Consider the following 18454-nt stretch of genomic DNA (forward strand, 5'->3'; position numbering starts at 1 on the left):
AGCTGGGGGCTGGGAAAACCAATCGTTTTCCAGTCCCTGACCTCAAGCGCCCAGCCCCTTCTTTTTCGTTGCGCCGGTCCCTAGTCCCTGCCGCTAGTCCTTCACCGGCTTGTAGCTAAGCACATCCAGCTCGCTCTCGACGTCGGTAACTCCCTCAACCGATTTGGCTAGTTCGATGGCCTCCTCAATCTCCTCCTCGCTCTGCACGTGCCCGGCCAGGGTGACTACGCCGTCTTCACAGCTGATGCAAAACTTGAGAGCGCGGGCCAGCGACGACTTGAGCAGCTCGGCCTCGACCCTCTTGGCCACGATCAGGTCTTCGAGCAGCGCCATGGACTCTTCCTCCCCTTCCTTGAGGCGGGGATCCTTGGAGGCCGCGATGATGGCCTCGATCATGGCGTGGGAGCTGGAAACTTCCGTATTGAAAATGAGGTCATACGCGAGCGGGTCGTTCCAATCGCGGTTGAAGTAAAAGTGGATAAAGCCTCCCAGCTGGTGATCGCTCCTCCTGATCAGCTCGCGGGCCAGGTCCGGATCGATCCACTCCCTCTCGGCAAACTTTTCCACCCTGTCTTCAAAGGGCGCTATGAAGCGGACCCTGAGCACGTTCGTCAAAACCTTGATGAGATCCTGCGCTCCCCTTCCGTAGAGGATCACGTTGCCCTTCTTGGCGCAGTCCAGCAGGATGAGCTCCATGGTGGCAAGATGTGCGGCTTGGAGGCGGTCCTCGGCGGTCCGGTAGGACGGCGGCTTCTCGTCCACCCTTTCCAGGATCTCGGGGGTCAGGCCGTACGCTGGGGCCAGTTCCTCGATCTTCACCCGGTCAACGAGGGTGTACTTGAGCTTCTTTGCCAGTTCCTTGGCAATGGCATAGGCGCCGGTACCCATCTCCCTGGATATTGTGATGATTGCCATGCAAGCCTCCTTTGCTAATGAGAAACCGCCGCATCATAGCACGTAAAGTCTGCCGTATACAAGGGTTTTTGCTGTCTTGGATGAACTGCACGCAGCGTAGAGGCAGGCCTGACGGGGATGGAGCGGAACAGGGGCGAGGGAGAACGGCTCTCCCCCACCCCGGGCAGGTCAGTAGTTTTCAGCGAGACGCTCGAAGTGCGCCTTGGGATGGTGGCATACCGGGCAGATATCCGGCGCGGCGGTTCCCTCGTGGATGTGGCCGCAATTACGGCACTTCCAGCTGGTCGGAGCCTCTTCGGTGAAGACGGTCCCCTCTTCTATCGAAGCCAACAGCGCCTTGTAGCGCTCCTGGTGCGCCTTCTCGATGGCGGCGATGCCGTCGAACACCGCGGCGATGGCGGTGAAGCCCTCTTCACGCGCCTCCTTGGCCATGCGGGGGTACATGTCGACCCACTCCGCGTACTCGCCTGCCGCAGCGGCCTTCAGGTTGGTGATGGTGTCGCCGAGACCGGAAAGCGCCTTGAAATGCAGCTTGGCGTGCTCCTTCTCGTTCTCAGCCGTTTCGAGGAACAGTGCCGCGATCTGCTCGTACCCTTCCTTCTTGGCCACTGCCGCGTAGTAGGTGTACTTGTTACGGGCCATCGACTCGCCGGCGAACGCTTCCTGCAGGTTCTTTTCAGTCTTGCTTCCTTTCAGTTCCGCCATGCTCTGTTCTCCTTTTCACATTCGTTTTCCTGTGGTTTACCAAATACGGCAACGAGGTCAGTCGATGCCGACCCTCTTCACCCCATCGATGGCGCTCAGGCGCATCAGGAGATCTGCCGTCGACGCCTTCTTGGGTTGTTTTACCTGGAATTCCAGGAACATGACGCCGTGTTCCATATCCCTTTGCAGCTTGGCGTCGACCCGCTCGATGCCGCTGCCTTCCAGGGTCTGGTAGACCCGCGAGATGAAATCACCGCGATCCTCCCCCCAGACCTTCACCAGCACATAGGTGTCGCGTGACAGCCGCTTCTCAACCTCCTTCAGCAACAGGAGGTTCACCAGGGCCACCAGGGTTACTGAAACGGCAAGCCAGAACAGGCCGATGCCGCAGGCGACGCCGAGGGCCGCAGCGACCCAGAGGCAGGCCGCCGTGGTGAGGCCGCGAATCGAGGCGCGTTCCCGGATGATGGCGCCGGCGCCAAGAAAACCGATGCCGGTGACGACCTGGGCGGCCACCCTCCCGGGGTCGACGCCTGCCGGGCCGTTCCCGCTGAAATTACCGAAGATACGGTAGATCTCCAGCGAGGTGATGGTGAAAAGGCACGAGCCGAGCGAGACCAGCAGGTGGGTGCGAAATCCCGCCGGACGCCCGTGGATCTCTCGCTCCAGGCCGATCAGCCCTCCCAGGAAGGAGGCGAGCAACAGGCGGCACAGCAGATAGATGTCGAAGTCGGGACCCAAGGGCTACTCCTCGGAAAGCCCGAGCGACAGGGTAAGCACCACCGTCTTCTCCCGGGCACCGCTGCGGATGGTCAGCGGCACGCGGATCAAATCGCCAGCGGCCACCGGGTCACCGGCTATCTCGAGCGAGAGGTCTTCTTCCGCTGGTGCCGCCGGAGCAACCGTCGGCTGCACCGACGCGGGCGCAGCGGGAGGCGCCTCCTTAACGGGCGGTGTCGGAGCGGCCACCGGTGCGGGGCTCTCCACCATGTGCTGCAGTCCTTCTCCGCTGGCTATGGCGTCGGCACCCCTGGTGCGCAATCCGGTCAGGACGCTCTTCACCAGCGCCATGAGCCCCTGCAGAACGCCTTCGCCGCTCTGGCTGCAGGTCTGGAAGCTGGCAAGGCCCGAGGGGTTCAGCTGCTGCTCCAGCTGAGCCAGGGGTGACGCGTCGGGAAGGTCGCTCTTGTTGTACTGCAGGATCGCCGGGATGGTGGCCAGGCTCTGACCGTACCCGTTCAGGTAGTCGACGAGTTGGTCCAGCGCGGTCTTGTTGTCAGCCACCCGCTGCGATGCGGAGTCCGCCACGAAGACCACGCCGTCGGCTCCCTTCAGCACCATCTTCCAGGCAGCCGGATCGACCAGCGGCCCCGAGACGGTGTAGAGGTGAAAACGGACCCGGAAACCGTCGACGTTGCCGTCGCCGGGCGGGGTGAAATCGAAGAACAGCATGCGCGCGCCCTGCACGCTCATGACCTTCAATGCGCCACGGAATTCCGGTTTCAGCTTGTTGAAGACGTGCCTGAGGCTGGTGCCCTTCCCGGCCTGTCCCGGCCCGAAAAAGACAATCTTCGCGTTTATTTCACGTTTTGCCTGGTTCACCAGAGCCATACGTAGATCCCCCTGAATTACGCTTTTTCCTTCCTGCTCAACAAAATCTTACGGGCCTGCGTCGCTAATATCGTGTTGATGTTCCTGCTTTTGGCCAGGTTGGCGAGGTCCTTCTCGCCCAGGGTCCCGAGAAAGCGCAGCGCATTTGGTAGCGGCGTCTTGTGGTTTTCCACCAGCGCCTTCCTGATCTGCCCGTTCTTGATCCACTCCTTGTTGGCGCAGATGACCCGTATGATCTCGTCGTTTTGTATCTGGGACTTGGCAATGCCAAGCACCTCCGCCTCCGTCATGCGGGGATTCTTGATCGCCGCACCCGATACAAGCTTGTTGTTGTCCTTGATCAGGATGGCGCGCCACTCCTTGTCGCCGGTCATGGCCATCTTGATCTTGTCGCTCACCCCCATCGACTGGGCCATCTGGTACTTGGACTGGTACTCCTCCTCGTCGATAGGCTCCTCGTCATCTGGGGTGGGCTTCTCGTCCGTCTCGTCCAGATCGCGCTCCGCGTGGGGCGCCGCGTGTTGCGGCGCAGCCTGGTGAGTTCCGGGGGGCGCGACCCCCTGCGCGGCGAGAAAGGCCGATGCTTTCTCGCTCAGGCTCGGGTGCGCGGCAAGAAGCGGTGCGATATCAACCTTCCTGCCGTGCAGCTGAACCAGGGCATCCAGGATCTGCGGGTGGAGCTCGCGATCGGCCAGGACCTGTTCGAGCAGCGGCCGTTCCAGTGAACGCAGCGATCCCATCGCCTGCTGCTTCACCTCCTGGTCGGGATCATGACAGAGGTAGTACAAAAGCAGCACCAGGTCGCCCGGCGGGAGCGACACCCGGCCGGAAGCGGCCAGCAGCCGGTTCTCCCTGGGCTTGTCGGCCCCGACGTACGGGGCCGCCGCCGCTGAAATCCTGAAGGTGACCTTCGACGACACTTTTGCTATTTCCCTGCCTTGACGACCTTCGCTGAAAGGCCCGTCTTCTTGAGGTTCGCCGCCGCCTTCTCGGCGCTACTAGGATCGGCGAAGCTCCCGCCACGAACCTTCACCACCGTCACCGGGATGTTCGCCTTCTTGAGCACCAGACGGACCCCCTTGTCGTAGAGACGGTCCTGTTCCACAGCGGCCTTCCCTTCCCGCATGAAGGAACCGGCGTAGACAGCGTAGCGGCCGCCTTCCTTGAGCATGAAAGCGTTGGGGGCGACACCTTTGAGGCGAGTCAGCTCTTCGGAGGCCTCGTCGCGGCTGGCGAAATCGGCCAGGAACAGGCGGTGCATCGGCTCGCCTTTGTGGGCCTTGGTGGTGACCACCGGGGCGATCCCGGCCTTCTTCAGCTTTGCGGTCACCGATGAGACTTCGCTTTCGGCAATGTCACTGTCGAGTTCAAGGGCAAAGGCACCCGCCTTGGCCTTGGCAGCGGCCTTGGTTGCAGGCTTTGCGGTTTTCGTCTCTTTGGCGACTTTGTCGGCCGGCTTGGCTTGCTTGGCGGCAGCAGGCTTCGCTTCCTTGGCAGCGGCAGGTTTGGCCTCTTTGCCGGCTGTCGCGGGCTTGGTATCCTTGGCGGCCGGCTTGGCCTCCTTCCCGGGGGCGGGTTTGGCTGCCGCTGCGGCAGGTGCCGCAGCTGCGGGCTTGCCCGGCTGTGCGGCGGGCGCCGGTTTGGCAGCTGGTGCGGCAGGCGCACCCGGCTTAGCGGCAGGAGCGGGTTTTGCCTCGCCCGGCTTAGTCCCGGCAGGTTTCCCCGCGGCAGGTTTTGCCTCACCCGGCTTGCCAGTCGCAGCCGCGCCAGCAGGCTTGCCAGCCTCGCCAGCAGGCTTGCCAGCCGTAGCCTCAGCAGAAGGCTTGCCGGCCGTAGCCTCGGCAGAAGGCTTGCCGGCCGTAGCCTTGGCGGAGGCCGGAGCTTGTGCGGAGGAGCCTGTCTCCTGAGGGCGCGGCGGCAGCGGTTTTTTGACTACGGCCGGGGCAGGAGCCGGCGGCGGAGGCGCGGATGCCTCCTCGCGGGGCTTGATCAGCCCGGTGAAGAAGTAAAGGTAGGCGAAAAGGGCGATGAGCAGCAGCAGAAGCAGAAGAAGCCGCTGTTGCGAACTCTTCTTATGGTCTACGGTTTCATCTTCATCGGGTGTAAATTGCTTCGCCATCTGGCTCATCCTCCCTGTCATGACATTCGAAATTAAGCCTGCCCGGCCTCCCACCTTCGCCGAGGCTGCGGTGGACATCGCCCACCTTCGCCAAGGCTACGTTGGGAGACCGGGCAGCAGTCAAGCTGAAATCTCAGCTATGCGCTCTTGTGGTTGTTGTTCTTCTGATCCTGCGCCTCGGCGATGATCTTCTGGGCCAGGTGGCTTGGAACCTCCTCGTAGTGGGAGAATTCCGAGCTGAACATGCCGCGGTCGCTGGTCATGGAGCGCAGGTCGTTGGAGTAGGTAAGCACCTCCGACATCGGCACCACGCTCCTGATGATCTGCGAGTTCGCCTTGGGCTCGACCCCGACCACCTTACCGCGCCTGGAGTTGAGATCGCCGATCACATCCCCCATGTTCTCGTCCGGGACGGTGATCTTCATGTTGACGATCGGTTCCAGAAGAACCGGCTTGCACTGCTCCATCGCCTTTTTGAAGGCCATGGAGCCGGCCACCTTGAAGGCCATCTCCGAGGAATCGACGGTGTGGAAGGAGCCGTCGAAGAGAGCTACCTTGAAATCCACCACCGGGTTGCCGGCCAGGAAACCCTCCTTGGCCGCCTCCTGGATCCCCTTGTCGACCGCCGGGATGTACTGGCGCGGGATCACGCCGCCGACGATCTTGTCCTCGAACTTGTACCCCTCGCCGCGCGGCAGCGGGGAGAGTTCGATCCAGCAGTCGCCGTACTGGCCGCGCCCGCCGGACTGCTTCTTGTATTTGCCCTGCACCTTCGCGGAGCCGCGGATGGTCTCGAGGTAGGGAACCTTCGGCGTCTTCAGGATGACGTCGACGCCGAACTTGCGCTTCAACTTCTCGACCACCACCTCGAGGTGCACCTGCCCCATCCCGGAGATGATGAATTCGCGGGTCTGCGGGTCGCGGTGACTCTCGATGGTCGGGTCTTCCTCGATCATGCGCTGCAGGGCGCTGTGGATCTTGTCCTCGTCGTTCTTGGTCTTGGGCTCGATGGCGTAGGAGATCACCGGCTGGAGCGGCTGGGCCGGTTCGTACACGATCGGTTTCGCCTCGTCGCAGAGGGTGTCTCCGGTAACCGTCTCCTTCAGTTTCGCCACGGCCACGATGTCCCCTGCCACCGCTTGCTTGATCGGGTGCTGCTTCTTCCCTTCCAGCTCGAAGATCTGGCCGATGCGCTCCTGGACACCCTTGGTCGAGTTATAGACCAGCGAGTCAGAGTTGAGCACGCCCGAGTACACGCGGAAGATGGTGATCTTGCCGGTGTAGGGATCGGAGGTGGTCTTGAAGACCAGCGCCGAGAACGGCTCGTTCTCCGCAGGTGCGCGCTCGATGACCTGTTCGGTCTTGGGGTCCGTCCCCACCGCCGCCGTGCGGTCCAGGGGGGACGGCAGGAAGTCGCAGATCGCGTCCAGCAGCTGGGCCACACCGATGTTCATGGCAGCCGAGCCGCAGAAGACCGGGGTGAAGGTACTGCGCATGGTGCCGACCCTGAGCCCGTCCAGGATCTCCTCTTCCGAAAGTTCGCCGGAATCGAGGAACTTCTCGGTGAGAGCGTCGTACGCCTCGGCCACCGTCTCGACCATCATTTCCCGCAGGCGTCTGGCCTCATCGAGGCACTCGGCCGGGACCTCACCCTCGGTGAACTTCCCGGAGAGGTCCTTCTGGTAGCGGTAGGCCTTCATCCGCACCAGGTCGACGACCCCCTCGAAGTTCTCTTCGGCGCCCAGAGGCATCTGCACCGCGACCCCCCTCGCCCCCAGCGCCTTTTCCATGTCGTCGATGGCGCGCAAGAAGCTGGCGCGCTCGCGGTCCATCTTGTTCACGAAGGCGATGCGCGGGACCTCGAACTCGTTGGCCCACTGCCAGACCTCCTCGGTCTGAACCTTGACGCCCGAGATGGCGGAGAGGATCACCACGGCGCAGTCGAGCGTCCTCATGCAGGCACGGGTGTCGGCGATGAAGTTTCCGTATCCCGGGGTGTCGACTATGTGGATGGAGTGCCCTTTCCACTCGCAGTGGTCCAGGGAGGAGGTGATCGAGATGCGGCGCTTGATCTCTTCGGGCTCGAAATCCATGGTGGAGCTGCCGTCGTCCACCCTCCCCAGCCGGTCGATCATGCCCGTGTCGAACAGGATCGCCTCGGCCAGCGAGGTCTTGCCGGCACCTCCGTGAGCTACAATACCGAGGTTACGCAGTTTTGCCGTTTCATACCTTCCCATAGTGCCCTCCCTTTAGAATGAAGATCATCAATGACCTACGCTTCAACGAGAAACCGACTTGAGCAAAGCAGACGAAACAAACAACTAGCTACCAACTACCTGGCTGGACTCTCACAGGATTTTCGCGTACCTCCCTCACCCGCTTGTTAAGCGCGTGACTGACTGTCCCGGTTTTTGAAGCGGCTTCCCGCCGCCGTCACTGAAAGCCCTAGGGCTTGTTCCTCTTGTAGATGATGCGCAGCCCTTCCAGGGTGAGGAACTCGTCCACCGCCTCGATGGTGCTCGATTCCGGCGCGATCAGAGAGGCGAGCCCCCCGGTTGCGATGACCTTGACGCTTTCCTTCCCCTCAGCCTTCATGCGCTGCACGATGCCGTCCACGAGCCCAACGTAGCCGAAGAAGATGCCGGCCTGCATGGAGTTCACCGTGTTCTTGGCGATGATGCTGGGGGGGCGGGCGATGTCGACCCGCGGCAGCTTGCTCGCCTTCTGGAACAGGGCCTCCATGGAGATGGCAAGCCCGGGGGCTATGGCCCCGCCGCAGTACTCGCCCTTCTTGTTGACGTAGTCGAAGGTGGTGGCGGTGCCGAAGTCGACGATGATGAGCGGCGAGCGGTACTTCTCGAAGCCGGCGATGGCGTTCACGATCCGGTCCGCCCCCACCTCTTTTGGGTTGTCGTAATGGATCGGCATGCCGGTCTTGATGCCGGGGCCGACCACGTAGGGGGTGATCTTGAAGTATTGGCGGGCCAGCTTTTCCAGGACGCCGGTCAGGGTCGGCACCACCGAGGAAACGATGATGTCCTTCACGTCGGAAAAGACGATCCCCGACAGGCGGAACAGGTCGTGGAAGAGTATGCCGTACTCGTCGATGGTCTTGGACTTGTCGGTGGAAACCCGCCAGTCCTGGACCAGTCGCTCCTCATCGTATATCCCGAGAACGATGTTGCTGTTCCCTACGTCGATCACCAAAAGCAAAAGAAACCTCCTAAAAACCAAAGCAAGGCTTTAACGCAAAGTCGCAGAGGCGCCAAGCCGCAAGGAAAATCTTTTTTTAAACGCAAAGAAGCAGTTATCTTGCCTCTCCTTGGCGACCCCGCGCCTTTGCGTCTTTGCGTTAATGCAGTTTGCCTTTCTGGTTTAAACCAGCGCGACGTCGCCGGAGAGCACGGTCTCCACCTTGCCGTCGGACAACTGCACCAGGAGCGCGCCGAAGGAATTCACCCCCTGCACCATCCCCACGAACTCGCGCTCCCCCTGGCTCACCTTGACGTTGCGCCCCTTGATGGCGGAGCGCTCGAGCCATTCGGCACGCACCGGCGCCTCCCCCTCGGCCAGGAACACGTCGTAAAGCCGGTCCAACTCGAGGAGAAGCGCCCTTGTGAAGGCGAGCCGGTCCACCTCGGCGCCCCCCTCCTCCAAAAGCGAGGTGACCGGGTGGCGCAAAAGCGACTCGGATATGGAGGACATGTCCAGGTTGAGGTTCACCCCGATACCGAGCACCACGAAGTTGACCTTCTCGGTCTCCGCATTCATCTCGTTCAAAAGGCCAGCAACCTTTTTACCGTTGATCAGGATGTCGTTGGGCCACTTGATCTGCGGTTTGAGACTCGTGCAGCTTTCGATGGCGCGGGCAACGGCGACCACGGAGAGAAAGGTGAGCTGACAGGCGGCCATCGGGGCGATGGCGGGACGCAGCACCACGGAGCAGTACAGGTTGACACCGGGGGGCGAAAGCCAGATGCGCCCCAGCCGCCCCTTGCCGGCAGTCTGGGCGTCGGCGATGACCACGGTCCCTTCCGCAGCCCCCTCTTCGGCCAGCTTGAAGGCGACCTGGTTGGTGGACTCCGTTTCCTTGAGACAGATGATGCTGGAACCGATCCTCGTGGTGGCGAGTCCTGCAGAGAGATCCAACTGGGTGAGAACTTTGGGTGAAGAGAGCAACCGGTAACCCTTGGAGGGGACGGCTTCGATCAGGTACCCGCTGGCGCGGAGCCCCTTGACGTGCTTCCAGACTGCGGTTCGCGACACCCCCAGGAGGCGGCTCAGCGCAGCGCCGGAAACCACCCCGTCGCCGGAGCGGAACAGCTCGATGATCCTGCCGTCTACCCCGGAGTCTTTCAAACGCCCTCCATCAGCATTGAGATGTCGGTCGCACGTACCGAGTGGGTGAGCGCTCCGACCGATATGATGTCCACACCGGTCTGGGCTATGGACCTGATCGTTTTCAGGTTCACCCCCCCGGACGCTTCGACCAGCGCCCTCTTGTTTATGATCTGCACGGCCTCGGTCATCTGCTCCAGCGACATGTTGTCCAGCATGATGATGTCGGCACCGGCCTGAAGCGCCTGCTTCACCTCGTCCAGGTTCTCGGTCTCCACCTCGATCTTCAGGGTGTGCGGGATGTAGGCGCGAGCGGCGGCCACCGCCTCGGCGATGCCGCCGGCGGCTGCGATATGGTTTTCCTTGATCAGCACCCCGTCGTAGAGGCCGGTACGATGGTTGGTCCCTCCCCCTACCCGCACCGAGTACTTCTCAAGGACGCGCAGACCGGGGGTGGTCTTCCTGGTATCGACCACGCGGGCACCGGTTCCTTCCAGTTCCTTCACGTAGGCGGCGGTCTGGGTGGCGATGCCGCTCATCCTCTGCAACAGGTTCAGAGAAACCCGCTCCCCCTGCAAAAGCGTCGCGGCGTCCCCCTCCATCACGGCGATGATGTCACCTTGGTTCAGCCGGGCCCCGTCCTGGAAGTGCGCGGTGAAAACGATGTCGGAGTCGAGCCTGGCAAAGACGCGGCGGGCCACATCGATCCCCGAAAGAACCATATCCTCCTTGGCGACGAGTCTCGCGCGCATGCGGCGCGGCTTTTCGAGCACGGAGAGCGTGGTGATGTCGCCGGTGTGGATGTCCTCGGCAAGGGCGTTGTCTATTATGTTATCGATTTGGTTCATATAATACGGATTCTCCCTGAGTTAAGCGGCAGTTTTTTATAGCACAGCTTAACTAGGCCCGCAACCGCTAATAAATTCCGCCAGAAAGCTACTGACGCCACTCTACGGGCACCCCGGCCTGGGCGGCGGCAAGCTCGAGCGCAGCGATCCGGTTCAGCATGTCGCTGATCTTGGCGTCGACGGCGGAAACCTGTGCCTCCATGGTGTTAACAGCCTCCCGGTCCCGGGAGCGATGGAAGATGGTGTGCTTGCGGCGCAGTTCGACCAGTTGCTGCTCCTTGCCGGCGCGCTCGTCCTGGAGGGTCTTCAATTCGATCCGCAGCGCCCTGAAGCGCTCGCGCCACCAGCTTTCGTCGTGTCCCCCCGGCGCGGTCATCGGGGGGGGCGCCGGCCGGGAGACCGACTCGGTACCCGGCGACACGACGGCCGGTGCGGAATCGGAGACATCCACCCGGTGCGCCTTATCGCGGTACTGCTTGGGGATGTTGGTGCGGTTGTCGGTGAAGTGAACCACGCCCTCGGCGTCGGTCCACTGGTAGAAGGCGCCTCTCGCCGGGGGAGGCGCAAGAAGAGAAACAAGAAAAAGGGAGAGCAAAATCGTTTTCATCTTCCCTCCTATTACAAGGCCTAAAAGGGCCAAACATAAAAAACAATCAATAGTTTTGAATTGACGATGACCTTTGCGATGTGTATATTATCCCGGCTATTGCCTCTAATGGGTAGCAAATAAACAGCCAGAAGGAGTGTACCATGCAGTTTCGCCTCGCCTTGCTTATGGTTCTTATCGTCTGCGCGTCACCGGTTGCGCTTTTTGCCAAGGAGACCAAAGACGTCAAGTTTCCTCTTAAGAACGGGGACGCCGTTGTCTTCAGTCACGATGTACACCTGCTGAAATATAACAACAATTGCAGGATCTGTCACAACGCTATCTTCGATCTGAAGGCGAGACGGCACTTCACCATGGCCGAAATGGAAAAGACCAAGTCCTGCGGTGCCTGTCACACCGGCATCAAGGCTTTTAGCGTAGCCGATGAAAAGAGCTGCGTCAAATGTCACAAGGGCAAGCCGCGCAACGTAGAGTTCAAGATCAAGGGTCTGGGCCAGACCACGTTCAGCCACTCCGTCCACTTGGCCAAAGTAAGCGACGGCTGCAAGTCCTGCCACAACGGCACCGTGATCACCGGCAAAGAAGGGCGCGTGACCATGGCCCAGATGGAAAAGGGCAAGACCTGCGGCGCCTGCCACAACGGCAAGAAGGCCTTCACCGTCGCCGGCAACTGCGGCAAATGCCACGCCGGCATGAAGCCCCGCGAGATCACCTGGAAAGCCAAAGGGGTGACCGACGCCAAGTTCAGCCACGACTTCCACCTCGAAGCCTTCACCTGCAAAGACTGCCACACCAAGCTCTTCGCCTTCAAGGCCGGCGCCAAGCACTTCACCATGGCGGACATGCAGAAAGGCAAGTCCTGCGGCGGCTGCCACAACGGCAAGGAAGCCTTCACCGTAGCCGGTGACTGCAACAAGTGCCACAAAGGTTACAAGCCCGGCCAGGTCATCTTCAAGAACGAGGGGGGCGAAGTGAAGTTCAGCCACGACTTCCACCTGGAAGCCTACAAGTGCGCTGACTGCCACAACAAGATCTTCCCGATGCAGGCCGGTGCCAAGCACCACACCATGGGCGACATGGAGAAGGGGATGTCCTGCGGCGCCTGCCACAACGGCAAGGACGCCTTCACCTCCAACGGCGACTGCGACAAGTGCCATAAGATGTAACGAGCAGCAAAAGATGAACACCAAGGCGGGACCCAACGGGTCCCGCCTTTTTTTTGCCCCCTCTCCGCCGGAATGCTGGCCCACTTCGGGACATCAGGTATACTTGCCAGGTTTGAAAAAGCTAATCACGTCTGCCTGTCACGTCGCATGGTCCGCAACTTGTATACGAGGGGGATCATCATGGCAAAGCTCTACCTGGGCTGCAGCGGCTTCAGCTACAACCACTGGCGCGGCAACTTCTATCCTGTGGAACTCCCGACCAGACGCTGGTTCGAACATTACCACTCCGTCTTCAATACCGTGGAGCTCAACGTAACCTTCTACCGGATCCCGACGGTGGCCATGTTCAGGCATTGGTACGAGGAGAGCGGGCAGAGTTTTTCCTTTGCCGTGAAAGGGAGCCGCTACATCACGCACATCAAGAGACTGCATGACATAGAAGGCGCCCTCGCCAAGTTCTTCGCCCCGACCCGCGAATTGCACGAGAAGCTGCAGGTGGTGCTCTGGCAGCTCCCGCCGCAGTTCAAGGTAGACATGGGCAGGCTGGAACGCTTCCTGGACTTGGTCGCGCCGTATCACGGCAGGCACGCGCTTGAGCTCAGAAACGAAAGCTGGCTAACCGACGCGGTGGTGAGCCTCTGCCGCGACCGCAACGTGTCGCTCTGCATGGCGGATCATCCGAGCTTTATCGACGCGCCGCCGGTCACGGCGGACTTCGTCTATATCAGGCGGCATGGCATGGAGGGGAGCTACAACGGGTTCTACACCAATGAGCAATTGGTAAAGGACGTGGTGCGGATAAGGAAGTACCTGAGCCGCGGCTTGGACGTGTACATCTATTTCAACAACGACGCGGGTGGCGCGGCACCGCAAAACGCCAGAGACCTGGCGACCATGCTCCAGGCGCCGCTCGACAAAGAGTAGCTCTAGCGGACTCCCCTCCCGGGCCGGATCAGCTCATCGCCCCGGCCTCCCGACTTCCCTCCATCCTTCCCTTCCGGAACCAGCACCAGGTCCACCTGCGCCCCTTTCGCCCCCCGTTTCGGGTAATGCTGCGTCACCAGTCCCTCGAACTCCCTCACGTCCACCAGGATGTGGATGTGCGGCGGGCGGTTGGCGTAGGGAACGGCCGGGAAGGTTTGCAGGCGGTAGCGCCCCTTGCTGTCGGAGTAGACGGTGGCGCGATAGGCGTCGTCGTAGCGGCCGTCGGGACCGGCCTGCCAGAACTCTATGCGAGCCTTGGGGATGGGGGAACAATCAGCGGAGGAGCGGACAGTTCCGCTCAGGCGGTAGCCCTTGCCGATGGTGTCGCGAACCGGCGCGTTGGGGCGGTAGAAGGGGCCGATCTCGTCCCAGGGGGTGGGTGTACAGGAGCCGGCGAGGGCAGAGGACGAAGGGGCGTGGAGCAGGAGCAGCAGGGACAGGGAAACGATTTGACGAGGCATTGACATGGGGTGTTCCCTCCTCTCCTCCCCACTTTTATCCTGCCAAGGGAGGACCGCAAACATGTTCCACAGTGGTCTCCATGGTCTGGTCGCCGGCCGTGAGGTAGATGTTCCCCTCTGTGACAGTGACTGACCAGTTGATTACCCGTTCCAGTTTAGCAGAAAGCAGACTTAGGAACTTGAAATCGATAGTGAACAGGGAAAGGTTTTTGATGCCGGCCAGCTTTTGTTGGTGCTGCGCGAGCCAACGACCGACGTTTGAACCGAAGGCAAGCAAGACCGCACGCTCTACGTGGCGGCACGACTTGGCGAGCCGGTCGGGATCGGGTTGCCCCACCTCGACCCAAAGTCGCACCCTCCCGTCCGGCCCTTTGCTCCAGAGATCCGGCTCGTCGCCGGAGCCGACCCCCTTGCTGAAGGCGAGATCCTCCTCGTAGCACAGTGCATAGGCCAAAAGCCTTGTCAGCAGCCGCTCCGCGGTTTCGGAGGGATGCTGGGCGATGGTGGTCTGGATGTCGGCGTAGATCTGGCGGTCCAGATCCGACAGTTGCACCGACGCGCGGTAAATCGTGGAAGGCAGAGCCATTAGTCATTCCTTTTCAAAATAGGTAGGTACCCTCGTCCACTGTAGGGGCGAATAATCATTCGCCCCCTCAGTCGCGGCCATTGTCTCTCATGGCATCGGCGTCGGTCGGGCACCAGCGCAGGGCAAATGGTTATTTGCCCCTACAGCAGGAAAAGGCGCTTCAGCCCACCTCAGTCGCGGCCACTGTCTCTCATGGCATCGGCGTCGGTCGGGCACCAGCGCCGGGCAAATGGTTATTTGCCCCTACAGCAGGAAAAGACGCTTCAGCCCGCCTCAGTCGCGGCCATTGTCTCTCGCGGCATCGGCGTCGGTCAGGCACCTGCGCAGGGCAAATGGTTATTTGCCCCTACAGCAGGAAAAGACGCTTCAGACCCCTTTCCGTGCCCAGCGCTTCCAGTCGAACCCATCGAAGTCGATCATAAGCGCCGTAGGGATCAAGGTGTCCAGCTCGCTCATTCTGCGCCCCAGGAACCTCTCGGTGAAATCCCGAAAGAGCGCCACCTCCTCCCGGAGTATGGAGTCGAAGGGAGCAGTCAGCCCGGGCAGGGTGAGCGGGTCCACCTCGGTGAAGTTCATGGTGCACCACTCCTCGTGCATGACCTCCCCCGCCGTGTCGACCAGCGGGATGCCGTGCAGCCGGCAGGTCATGGGGCGATTCTCGTAGACCAGGCAGCGGCCGTCATCCCCCAGGAGCACGCAGGGCGTCTCGTCCTCGTCCGGCATGAGGAGTTCCCAGTCCTCCTCGGGCCGGTAGTTCAGCACGAAGGGGTGGTCCAGCTCAGGCCACTGCTCCCGCATCAGCGCAAGCCGATCCCGGCACTTCGCCAGCACCCGTTCCTTCACCTCATCAGGGAGCAGGTCGAACCCACGCTTTAGGTAATACGCGTCCAGCAACGTGACGTCGAAGGTGCCACGGCAGCACGATGAGCAGCCGCTCCGGCAGGCAATGTGCTCAGGGTAGGACGCCATGCAGCGGGCGAACCAGTCATCCACCTGCGCCAGCAGCTCTCGATTGCGATTGAGGAGTTCTTGCATAAGATCAGTCAGTCCATATCCCTTCCCCCGCAGGGTGAGGGTCAGGGAGGGGGCAGGTATTACCGCCCACCACCGGGGGGAGGGAGTAGCCCATGTGCAGCCGGAAAAACAAAGGCGGCAATGGAATTATTGCCGCCTTCGATGCAAACGATCTGAATCCTGCAGTTAGGCGAGGATCTCGGCCTTGGTGAAGATGGACTTCAGCCAGTACCCTTCTGCCTCGATGTTCTCGCGCCCGCCTTCCTCGCGGTCAACGAGGGTGACCACACCGAGCACCACCAGCCCTTCCTCTTCAGCGCGTTTGATCGCCTTCAGCGAAGAACCGCCGCTGGTCACGACGTCCTCGACGATGACGACCTTGGCGCCGGGCTTCAGGTTCTTGCGCCCCTCGAGCCAGGCGCCGGTGCCGTGCCCCTTGGGCTCCTTGCGGATGATGAAGCCCGGGACCGGTTTCCCCTCCAGGAAGCTGACCACGGAGGTCGCGGTGGCGATCGGGTCGGCGCCCAGCGTGAGCCCCCCTACCCCTTCAACCCCTTCTACGTCCTTGATCGCGTCAAAGAAGAGCTTACCGGTCAGGTAGCCGCCCTCGGGGTGCAGCGTGGTCTGCTTCCCGTCAAAGTAAAAGTCGCTCTGACGACCGGAAGCCAAGGTCACGTTCCTCTTCTCGTAGGACAGCTCGATGATGATCTTCTTCAGCCTTTCCTTTTCGCTCATTTCTTGACGTTCTCCTTTTCGAATAGTCCCATTTGCGGCTCTTCGAGCAGACGCGGGAATTTAACCGGATAGCCACCGGTAAAGCAGGCGGTGCAGAAGCCGGCGTTTTTGGCGCCGACGGAAGACATGAGACCTTCTTCGGAAAGATAACCGAGCGAATCGGCGGTTATGTAGCGGCGGATCTCGTCGAGGGAGTGGGACGAGGAGATCAGCTCCTTGCGGTTGGGTGTATCGATCCCGTAGTAGCAGGGATAGCTGGTCGGGGGCGAGGAGATGCGGACATGCACCTCGGCGGCGCCGGCGTTCCTGATCATCTTGACGATCTTTCTCGAGGTGGTACCGCGCACGATGGAGTCATCGATGACCACGACGCGCTTCCCCTTGAGCACCTCGCGCACCGGGTTCAACTTGATCTTGACGCCGAAGTGGCGGATCGCCTGCTGCGGTTCGATGAAGGTACGACCGACATAGTGGTTGCGGATCAGCCCCAGCTCGAACGGGATGCCGGACTCCTCAGCGTAGCCGAGCGCAGCCGGGACGCCGGAATCGGGGATCGGGATGACGATGTCGGCGTCGACCTTGTGCTCGCGGGCCAGTTGGCGCCCCTGCTCCTTGCGCACCTGGTACACGTTCTGCCCGAAGATATGGGAGTCGGGACGCGCGAAGTAGACGAACTCGAAGATGCAGGGGGTCGGATCGGCCTTCTTGAGCGGGAAGAAGGAGGTCAGGCCGTTCTTGTCGATGACGATCACCTCGCCCGGCTCGATCTCGCGGATGAATTCGGCGTCGATCAGATCGAGGGCGCAGCTCTCGGAGGCGACCACGTAGGCGCTCCCCTGGCGCCCAAGGCACAGCGGGCGGAAGCCGTTCGGGTCGCGCGCAGCCACCATCCGGCTCTCGGTCAAAAAGAGCAGGCAGTAGGCGCCCTGGATCCGGTTCAGTGCGTCGGTGAGGCGGTCCAGGAGGGAGTTCGCCTTGGAGGTGGCGAGCAGGTGGACGATGATTTCCGTGTCCATGGTGGTCTGGAAGATGGATCCGTAGGCTTCCAGCTCGTCCTTGATGATCTGGGCGTTGACGATGTTGCCGTTGTGAGCCACCGCGATGGAGCCGCGGGAGTAGTCCACGTTGATGGGCTGAACGTTCTTGATCACCGAGGACCCGGTGGTCGAGTAGCGCACGTGGCCGATGGCGGACCGGCCGGGCAGGGTCTTGAAGATTTCCGGGTTGCCGAAGACGTCGGCGACGAGCCCCATGCTTTTATGTGCGTGCAGATTGCTACCGTCCGAGGAGACGATGCCGCAACTTTCCTGTCCCCTGTGCTGCAAAGCGTAGAGACCGAGGTAAGTGAGGTTCGACGCCTCCGGGTGGTTGAATACACCGAAAATGCCGCACTCTTCTTCGGGCCTGCGCATCATCATTTCTTCCACGACTGCTCCTTATAGAAACTGCTTGCCTGTCGATCTCTGTTGTATTCCGGCACCACTTCATCCCCCGTAAGGGGGGAGGACCCTCCCTTCGGGGGCGGGAAGCCCTTAGAAGTTCTCTTTCACGTATTTGGCCGCGTTCTTGAAGAAGATCAGCCCTTCGCCCTCTTCCGGCAGTTCCTCGCGGGTCCAGCGCGGGTGCTGGGTGCGATGCACGAACGCTTCCGGGTGCGGCATGAGCCCCATGATCCTTCCGGTCTCGTCGCAGACGCCGGCGATGGCGTTCACCGAACCGTTGGGGTTCTCGGGGAATTCCATGGTCGGGGCCGCGTAGTTCTTGTCGGAGTACTTGAGGCAGGAGAGATGCTTCGCCTCTATGGCCTCCAGGGTCTTGGCATCGTCCACCAGAAACTTTCCTTCGCCGTGACGCACCGGGAGATAAACGCCCCCCTCGATGCCGCGGGTGTACAGCGACGGGGAAGCGGGGTCGACCTTCAGGTAGCACCAGCGGTCCTGGAAACGGCCGCTCGCGTTGTAGGTCAGGGTCACGGTCTGCTTCAGGTAGTTGCCCGAGAGGGCCGGAAGCATCCCCATCTTCACCAGGAGCTGGAAACCGTTGCAGACCCCGAGGATCAGCTTGCCGTCGGCGATGAAGCGGGTGATCTGGTCCACCAGGCGCTCTTCTTTGCCTTCCACGGCAGCGTAGCGCAGGCGGTTGGCCTGGGCCTTGGCGCTCCCGAGGTCGTCGCCGTCCAGGAAGCCGCCGGTCAGGTTCAGGAAGTGGTAATCGTCCAGGCTCACCTCACCGGTCAGCAGTTCCGCGATATGGGCAATGCGCGCCTCGTCGAATCCGCCCAGCTTGCAGGCGTGAGCCGCCTCGGTTTCGCAGTTGGTGCCGTTGCCTGTTATGACAAGCGCTTTAGCCTTGGTCATCAATAAAG

At 61.4% G+C, this 18454-nt stretch carries 19 protein-coding genes; 2 read left to right on the forward strand and 17 right to left on the reverse strand.

The window, feature by feature from the left end; genetic code table 11:
* Positions 1-93 precede the first annotated feature (93 nt).
* The 11 genes from KP003_RS09940 to KP003_RS09990 form a co-directional block, all read right to left on the reverse strand.
* Positions 94-915, reverse strand: coding sequence for a cytidylate kinase family protein (locus KP003_RS09940; protein WP_216498924.1), 822 nt, complete (start codon positions 913-915; stop codon positions 94-96).
* A 168-nt stretch (positions 916-1083) separates the two neighbouring features.
* Positions 1084-1620, reverse strand: a complete 537-nt coding sequence (rbr, locus tag KP003_RS09945; protein WP_216498925.1) for a rubrerythrin — start codon at positions 1618-1620, stop codon at positions 1084-1086.
* 57 nt (positions 1621-1677) lie between these two features.
* The gene (locus KP003_RS09950) at positions 1678-2361 is read right to left on the reverse strand and encodes an MgtC/SapB family protein (protein WP_216498926.1); all 684 of its coding nucleotides are present in this window, start codon (positions 2359-2361) and stop codon (positions 1678-1680) included.
* A 3-nt stretch (positions 2362-2364) separates the two neighbouring features.
* Entirely contained in the window at positions 2365-3231 is an 867-nt protein-coding gene (locus KP003_RS09955; RefSeq protein ID WP_216791771.1) for a GTP-binding protein, read from the reverse strand.
* A gap of 17 nt (positions 3232-3248) precedes the next feature.
* The gene (locus tag KP003_RS09960) at positions 3249-4151 is read right to left on the reverse strand and encodes a hypothetical protein (RefSeq protein ID WP_216791773.1); all 903 of its coding nucleotides are present in this window, start codon (positions 4149-4151) and stop codon (positions 3249-3251) included.
* Positions 4152-4156: 5 nt separating this feature from the next.
* Positions 4157-5350 carry an SPOR domain-containing protein gene (locus KP003_RS09965; protein WP_216791774.1) on the reverse strand — a complete coding sequence of 398 codons (1194 nt, stop codon included), beginning with the start codon at positions 5348-5350 and terminating at the stop codon, positions 4157-4159.
* A gap of 137 nt (positions 5351-5487) precedes the next feature.
* On the reverse strand, positions 5488-7587 hold the full coding sequence (gene fusA / locus KP003_RS09970) for an elongation factor G (protein WP_216791776.1): 2100 nt from the start codon (positions 7585-7587) through the stop codon (positions 5488-5490).
* A gap of 208 nt (positions 7588-7795) precedes the next feature.
* Complete coding sequence (locus KP003_RS09975; RefSeq protein ID WP_199394695.1) at positions 7796-8563, reverse strand: type III pantothenate kinase; 768 nt, start codon at positions 8561-8563, stop codon at positions 7796-7798.
* Positions 8564-8725: 162 nt separating this feature from the next.
* Positions 8726-9709, reverse strand: a complete 984-nt coding sequence (locus KP003_RS09980) for a biotin--[acetyl-CoA-carboxylase] ligase (RefSeq protein ID WP_216791778.1) — start codon at positions 9707-9709, stop codon at positions 8726-8728.
* Positions 9706-10536 carry a carboxylating nicotinate-nucleotide diphosphorylase gene (gene nadC, locus KP003_RS09985; RefSeq protein WP_216498933.1) on the reverse strand — a complete coding sequence of 277 codons (831 nt, stop codon included), beginning with the start codon at positions 10534-10536 and terminating at the stop codon, positions 9706-9708. Before nadC ends, KP003_RS09980 begins: the two co-directional genes overlap by 4 nt.
* An 88-nt stretch (positions 10537-10624) precedes the next feature.
* The gene (locus KP003_RS09990; protein WP_216498934.1) at positions 10625-11143 is read right to left on the reverse strand and encodes a DUF4124 domain-containing protein; all 519 of its coding nucleotides are present in this window, start codon (positions 11141-11143) and stop codon (positions 10625-10627) included.
* Between the two features lie 143 nt (positions 11144-11286).
* Between KP003_RS09990 and KP003_RS09995 the strand changes: the two genes are divergently transcribed.
* Together KP003_RS09995 and KP003_RS10000 are read left to right on the forward strand one after the other, a co-directional pair.
* Positions 11287-12309, forward strand: a complete 1023-nt coding sequence (locus KP003_RS09995) for a cytochrome c3 family protein (protein ID WP_216498935.1) — start codon at positions 11287-11289, stop codon at positions 12307-12309.
* Between the two features lie 180 nt (positions 12310-12489).
* Entirely contained in the window at positions 12490-13233 is a 744-nt protein-coding gene (locus tag KP003_RS10000) for a DUF72 domain-containing protein (protein WP_216498936.1), read from the forward strand.
* A 2-nt stretch (positions 13234-13235) separates the two neighbouring features.
* Here KP003_RS10000 and KP003_RS10005 read toward each other — a convergent pair whose 3' ends face one another.
* The 6 genes from KP003_RS10005 to KP003_RS10030 all read right to left on the reverse strand — a co-directional run bounded on the left by KP003_RS10005 (position 13236) and on the right by KP003_RS10030 (position 18446).
* A complete protein-coding gene (locus KP003_RS10005; RefSeq protein WP_216498937.1) occupies positions 13236-13760 on the reverse strand; it encodes an intradiol ring-cleavage dioxygenase in 525 nt (174 codons plus the stop codon).
* 28 nt (positions 13761-13788) lie between these two features.
* Positions 13789-14340, reverse strand: coding sequence for a YaeQ family protein (locus KP003_RS10010; RefSeq protein ID WP_216791779.1), 552 nt, complete (start codon positions 14338-14340; stop codon positions 13789-13791).
* 366 nt (positions 14341-14706) lie between these two features.
* A complete protein-coding gene (locus KP003_RS10015) occupies positions 14707-15375 on the reverse strand; it encodes a YkgJ family cysteine cluster protein (protein WP_216791781.1) in 669 nt (222 codons plus the stop codon).
* Positions 15376-15540: 165 nt separating this feature from the next.
* Entirely contained in the window at positions 15541-16089 is a 549-nt protein-coding gene (pyrE, locus tag KP003_RS10020; RefSeq protein ID WP_216498940.1) for an orotate phosphoribosyltransferase, read from the reverse strand.
* Positions 16086-17507, reverse strand: a complete 1422-nt coding sequence (purF, locus tag KP003_RS10025; protein WP_216499086.1) for an amidophosphoribosyltransferase — start codon at positions 17505-17507, stop codon at positions 16086-16088. The genes pyrE and purF overlap by 4 nt, the downstream gene beginning before the upstream one ends.
* A gap of 114 nt (positions 17508-17621) precedes the next feature.
* Entirely contained in the window at positions 17622-18446 is an 825-nt protein-coding gene (locus KP003_RS10030) for a phosphoribosylformylglycinamidine synthase subunit PurQ (protein ID WP_216498941.1), read from the reverse strand.
* Positions 18447-18454: the final 8 nt, after the last annotated feature.

The sequence above is a fragment of the Geomonas diazotrophica genome (assembly GCF_019063885.1).
Taxonomy (GTDB): domain Bacteria; phylum Desulfobacterota; class Desulfuromonadia; order Geobacterales; family Geobacteraceae; genus Geomonas; species Geomonas diazotrophica.

Excerpts from the sequence above, each read along its gene's own strand:
- KP003_RS09940 (WP_216498924.1), bottom strand. The coding sequence starts at position 915 with ATGGCAATCATCACAATATCCAGGGAGATGGGTACCGGCGCCTATGCC.
- rbr (WP_216498925.1), bottom strand. The coding sequence starts at position 1,620 with ATGGCGGAACTGAAAGGAAGCAAGACTGAAAAGAACCTGCAGGAAGCG.
- KP003_RS09955 (WP_216791771.1), bottom strand. The coding sequence starts at position 3,231 with ATGGCTCTGGTGAACCAGGCAAAACGTGAAATAAACGCGAAGATTGTC.
- KP003_RS09965 (WP_216791774.1), bottom strand. The coding sequence starts at position 5,350 with ATGGCGAAGCAATTTACACCCGATGAAGATGAAACCGTAGACCATAAG.
- fusA (WP_216791776.1), bottom strand. The coding sequence starts at position 7,587 with ATGGGAAGGTATGAAACGGCAAAACTGCGTAACCTCGGTATTGTAGCT.
- nadC (WP_216498933.1), bottom strand. The coding sequence starts at position 10,536 with ATGAACCAAATCGATAACATAATAGACAACGCCCTTGCCGAGGACATC.
- KP003_RS09990 (WP_216498934.1), bottom strand. The coding sequence starts at position 11,143 with ATGAAAACGATTTTGCTCTCCCTTTTTCTTGTTTCTCTTCTTGCGCCT.
- KP003_RS09995 (WP_216498935.1), top strand. The coding sequence starts at position 11,287 with ATGCAGTTTCGCCTCGCCTTGCTTATGGTTCTTATCGTCTGCGCGTCA.
- KP003_RS10000 (WP_216498936.1), top strand. The coding sequence starts at position 12,490 with ATGGCAAAGCTCTACCTGGGCTGCAGCGGCTTCAGCTACAACCACTGG.
- KP003_RS10005 (WP_216498937.1), bottom strand. The coding sequence starts at position 13,760 with ATGTCAATGCCTCGTCAAATCGTTTCCCTGTCCCTGCTGCTCCTGCTC.
- KP003_RS10010 (WP_216791779.1), bottom strand. The coding sequence starts at position 14,340 with ATGGCTCTGCCTTCCACGATTTACCGCGCGTCGGTGCAACTGTCGGAT.
- KP003_RS10015 (WP_216791781.1), bottom strand. The coding sequence starts at position 15,375 with ATGCAAGAACTCCTCAATCGCAATCGAGAGCTGCTGGCGCAGGTGGAT.
- pyrE (WP_216498940.1), bottom strand. The coding sequence starts at position 16,089 with ATGAGCGAAAAGGAAAGGCTGAAGAAGATCATCATCGAGCTGTCCTAC.
- purF (WP_216499086.1), bottom strand. The coding sequence starts at position 17,507 with ATGATGATGCGCAGGCCCGAAGAAGAGTGCGGCATTTTCGGTGTATTC.
- KP003_RS10030 (WP_216498941.1), bottom strand. The coding sequence starts at position 18,446 with ATGACCAAGGCTAAAGCGCTTGTCATAACAGGCAACGGCACCAACTGC.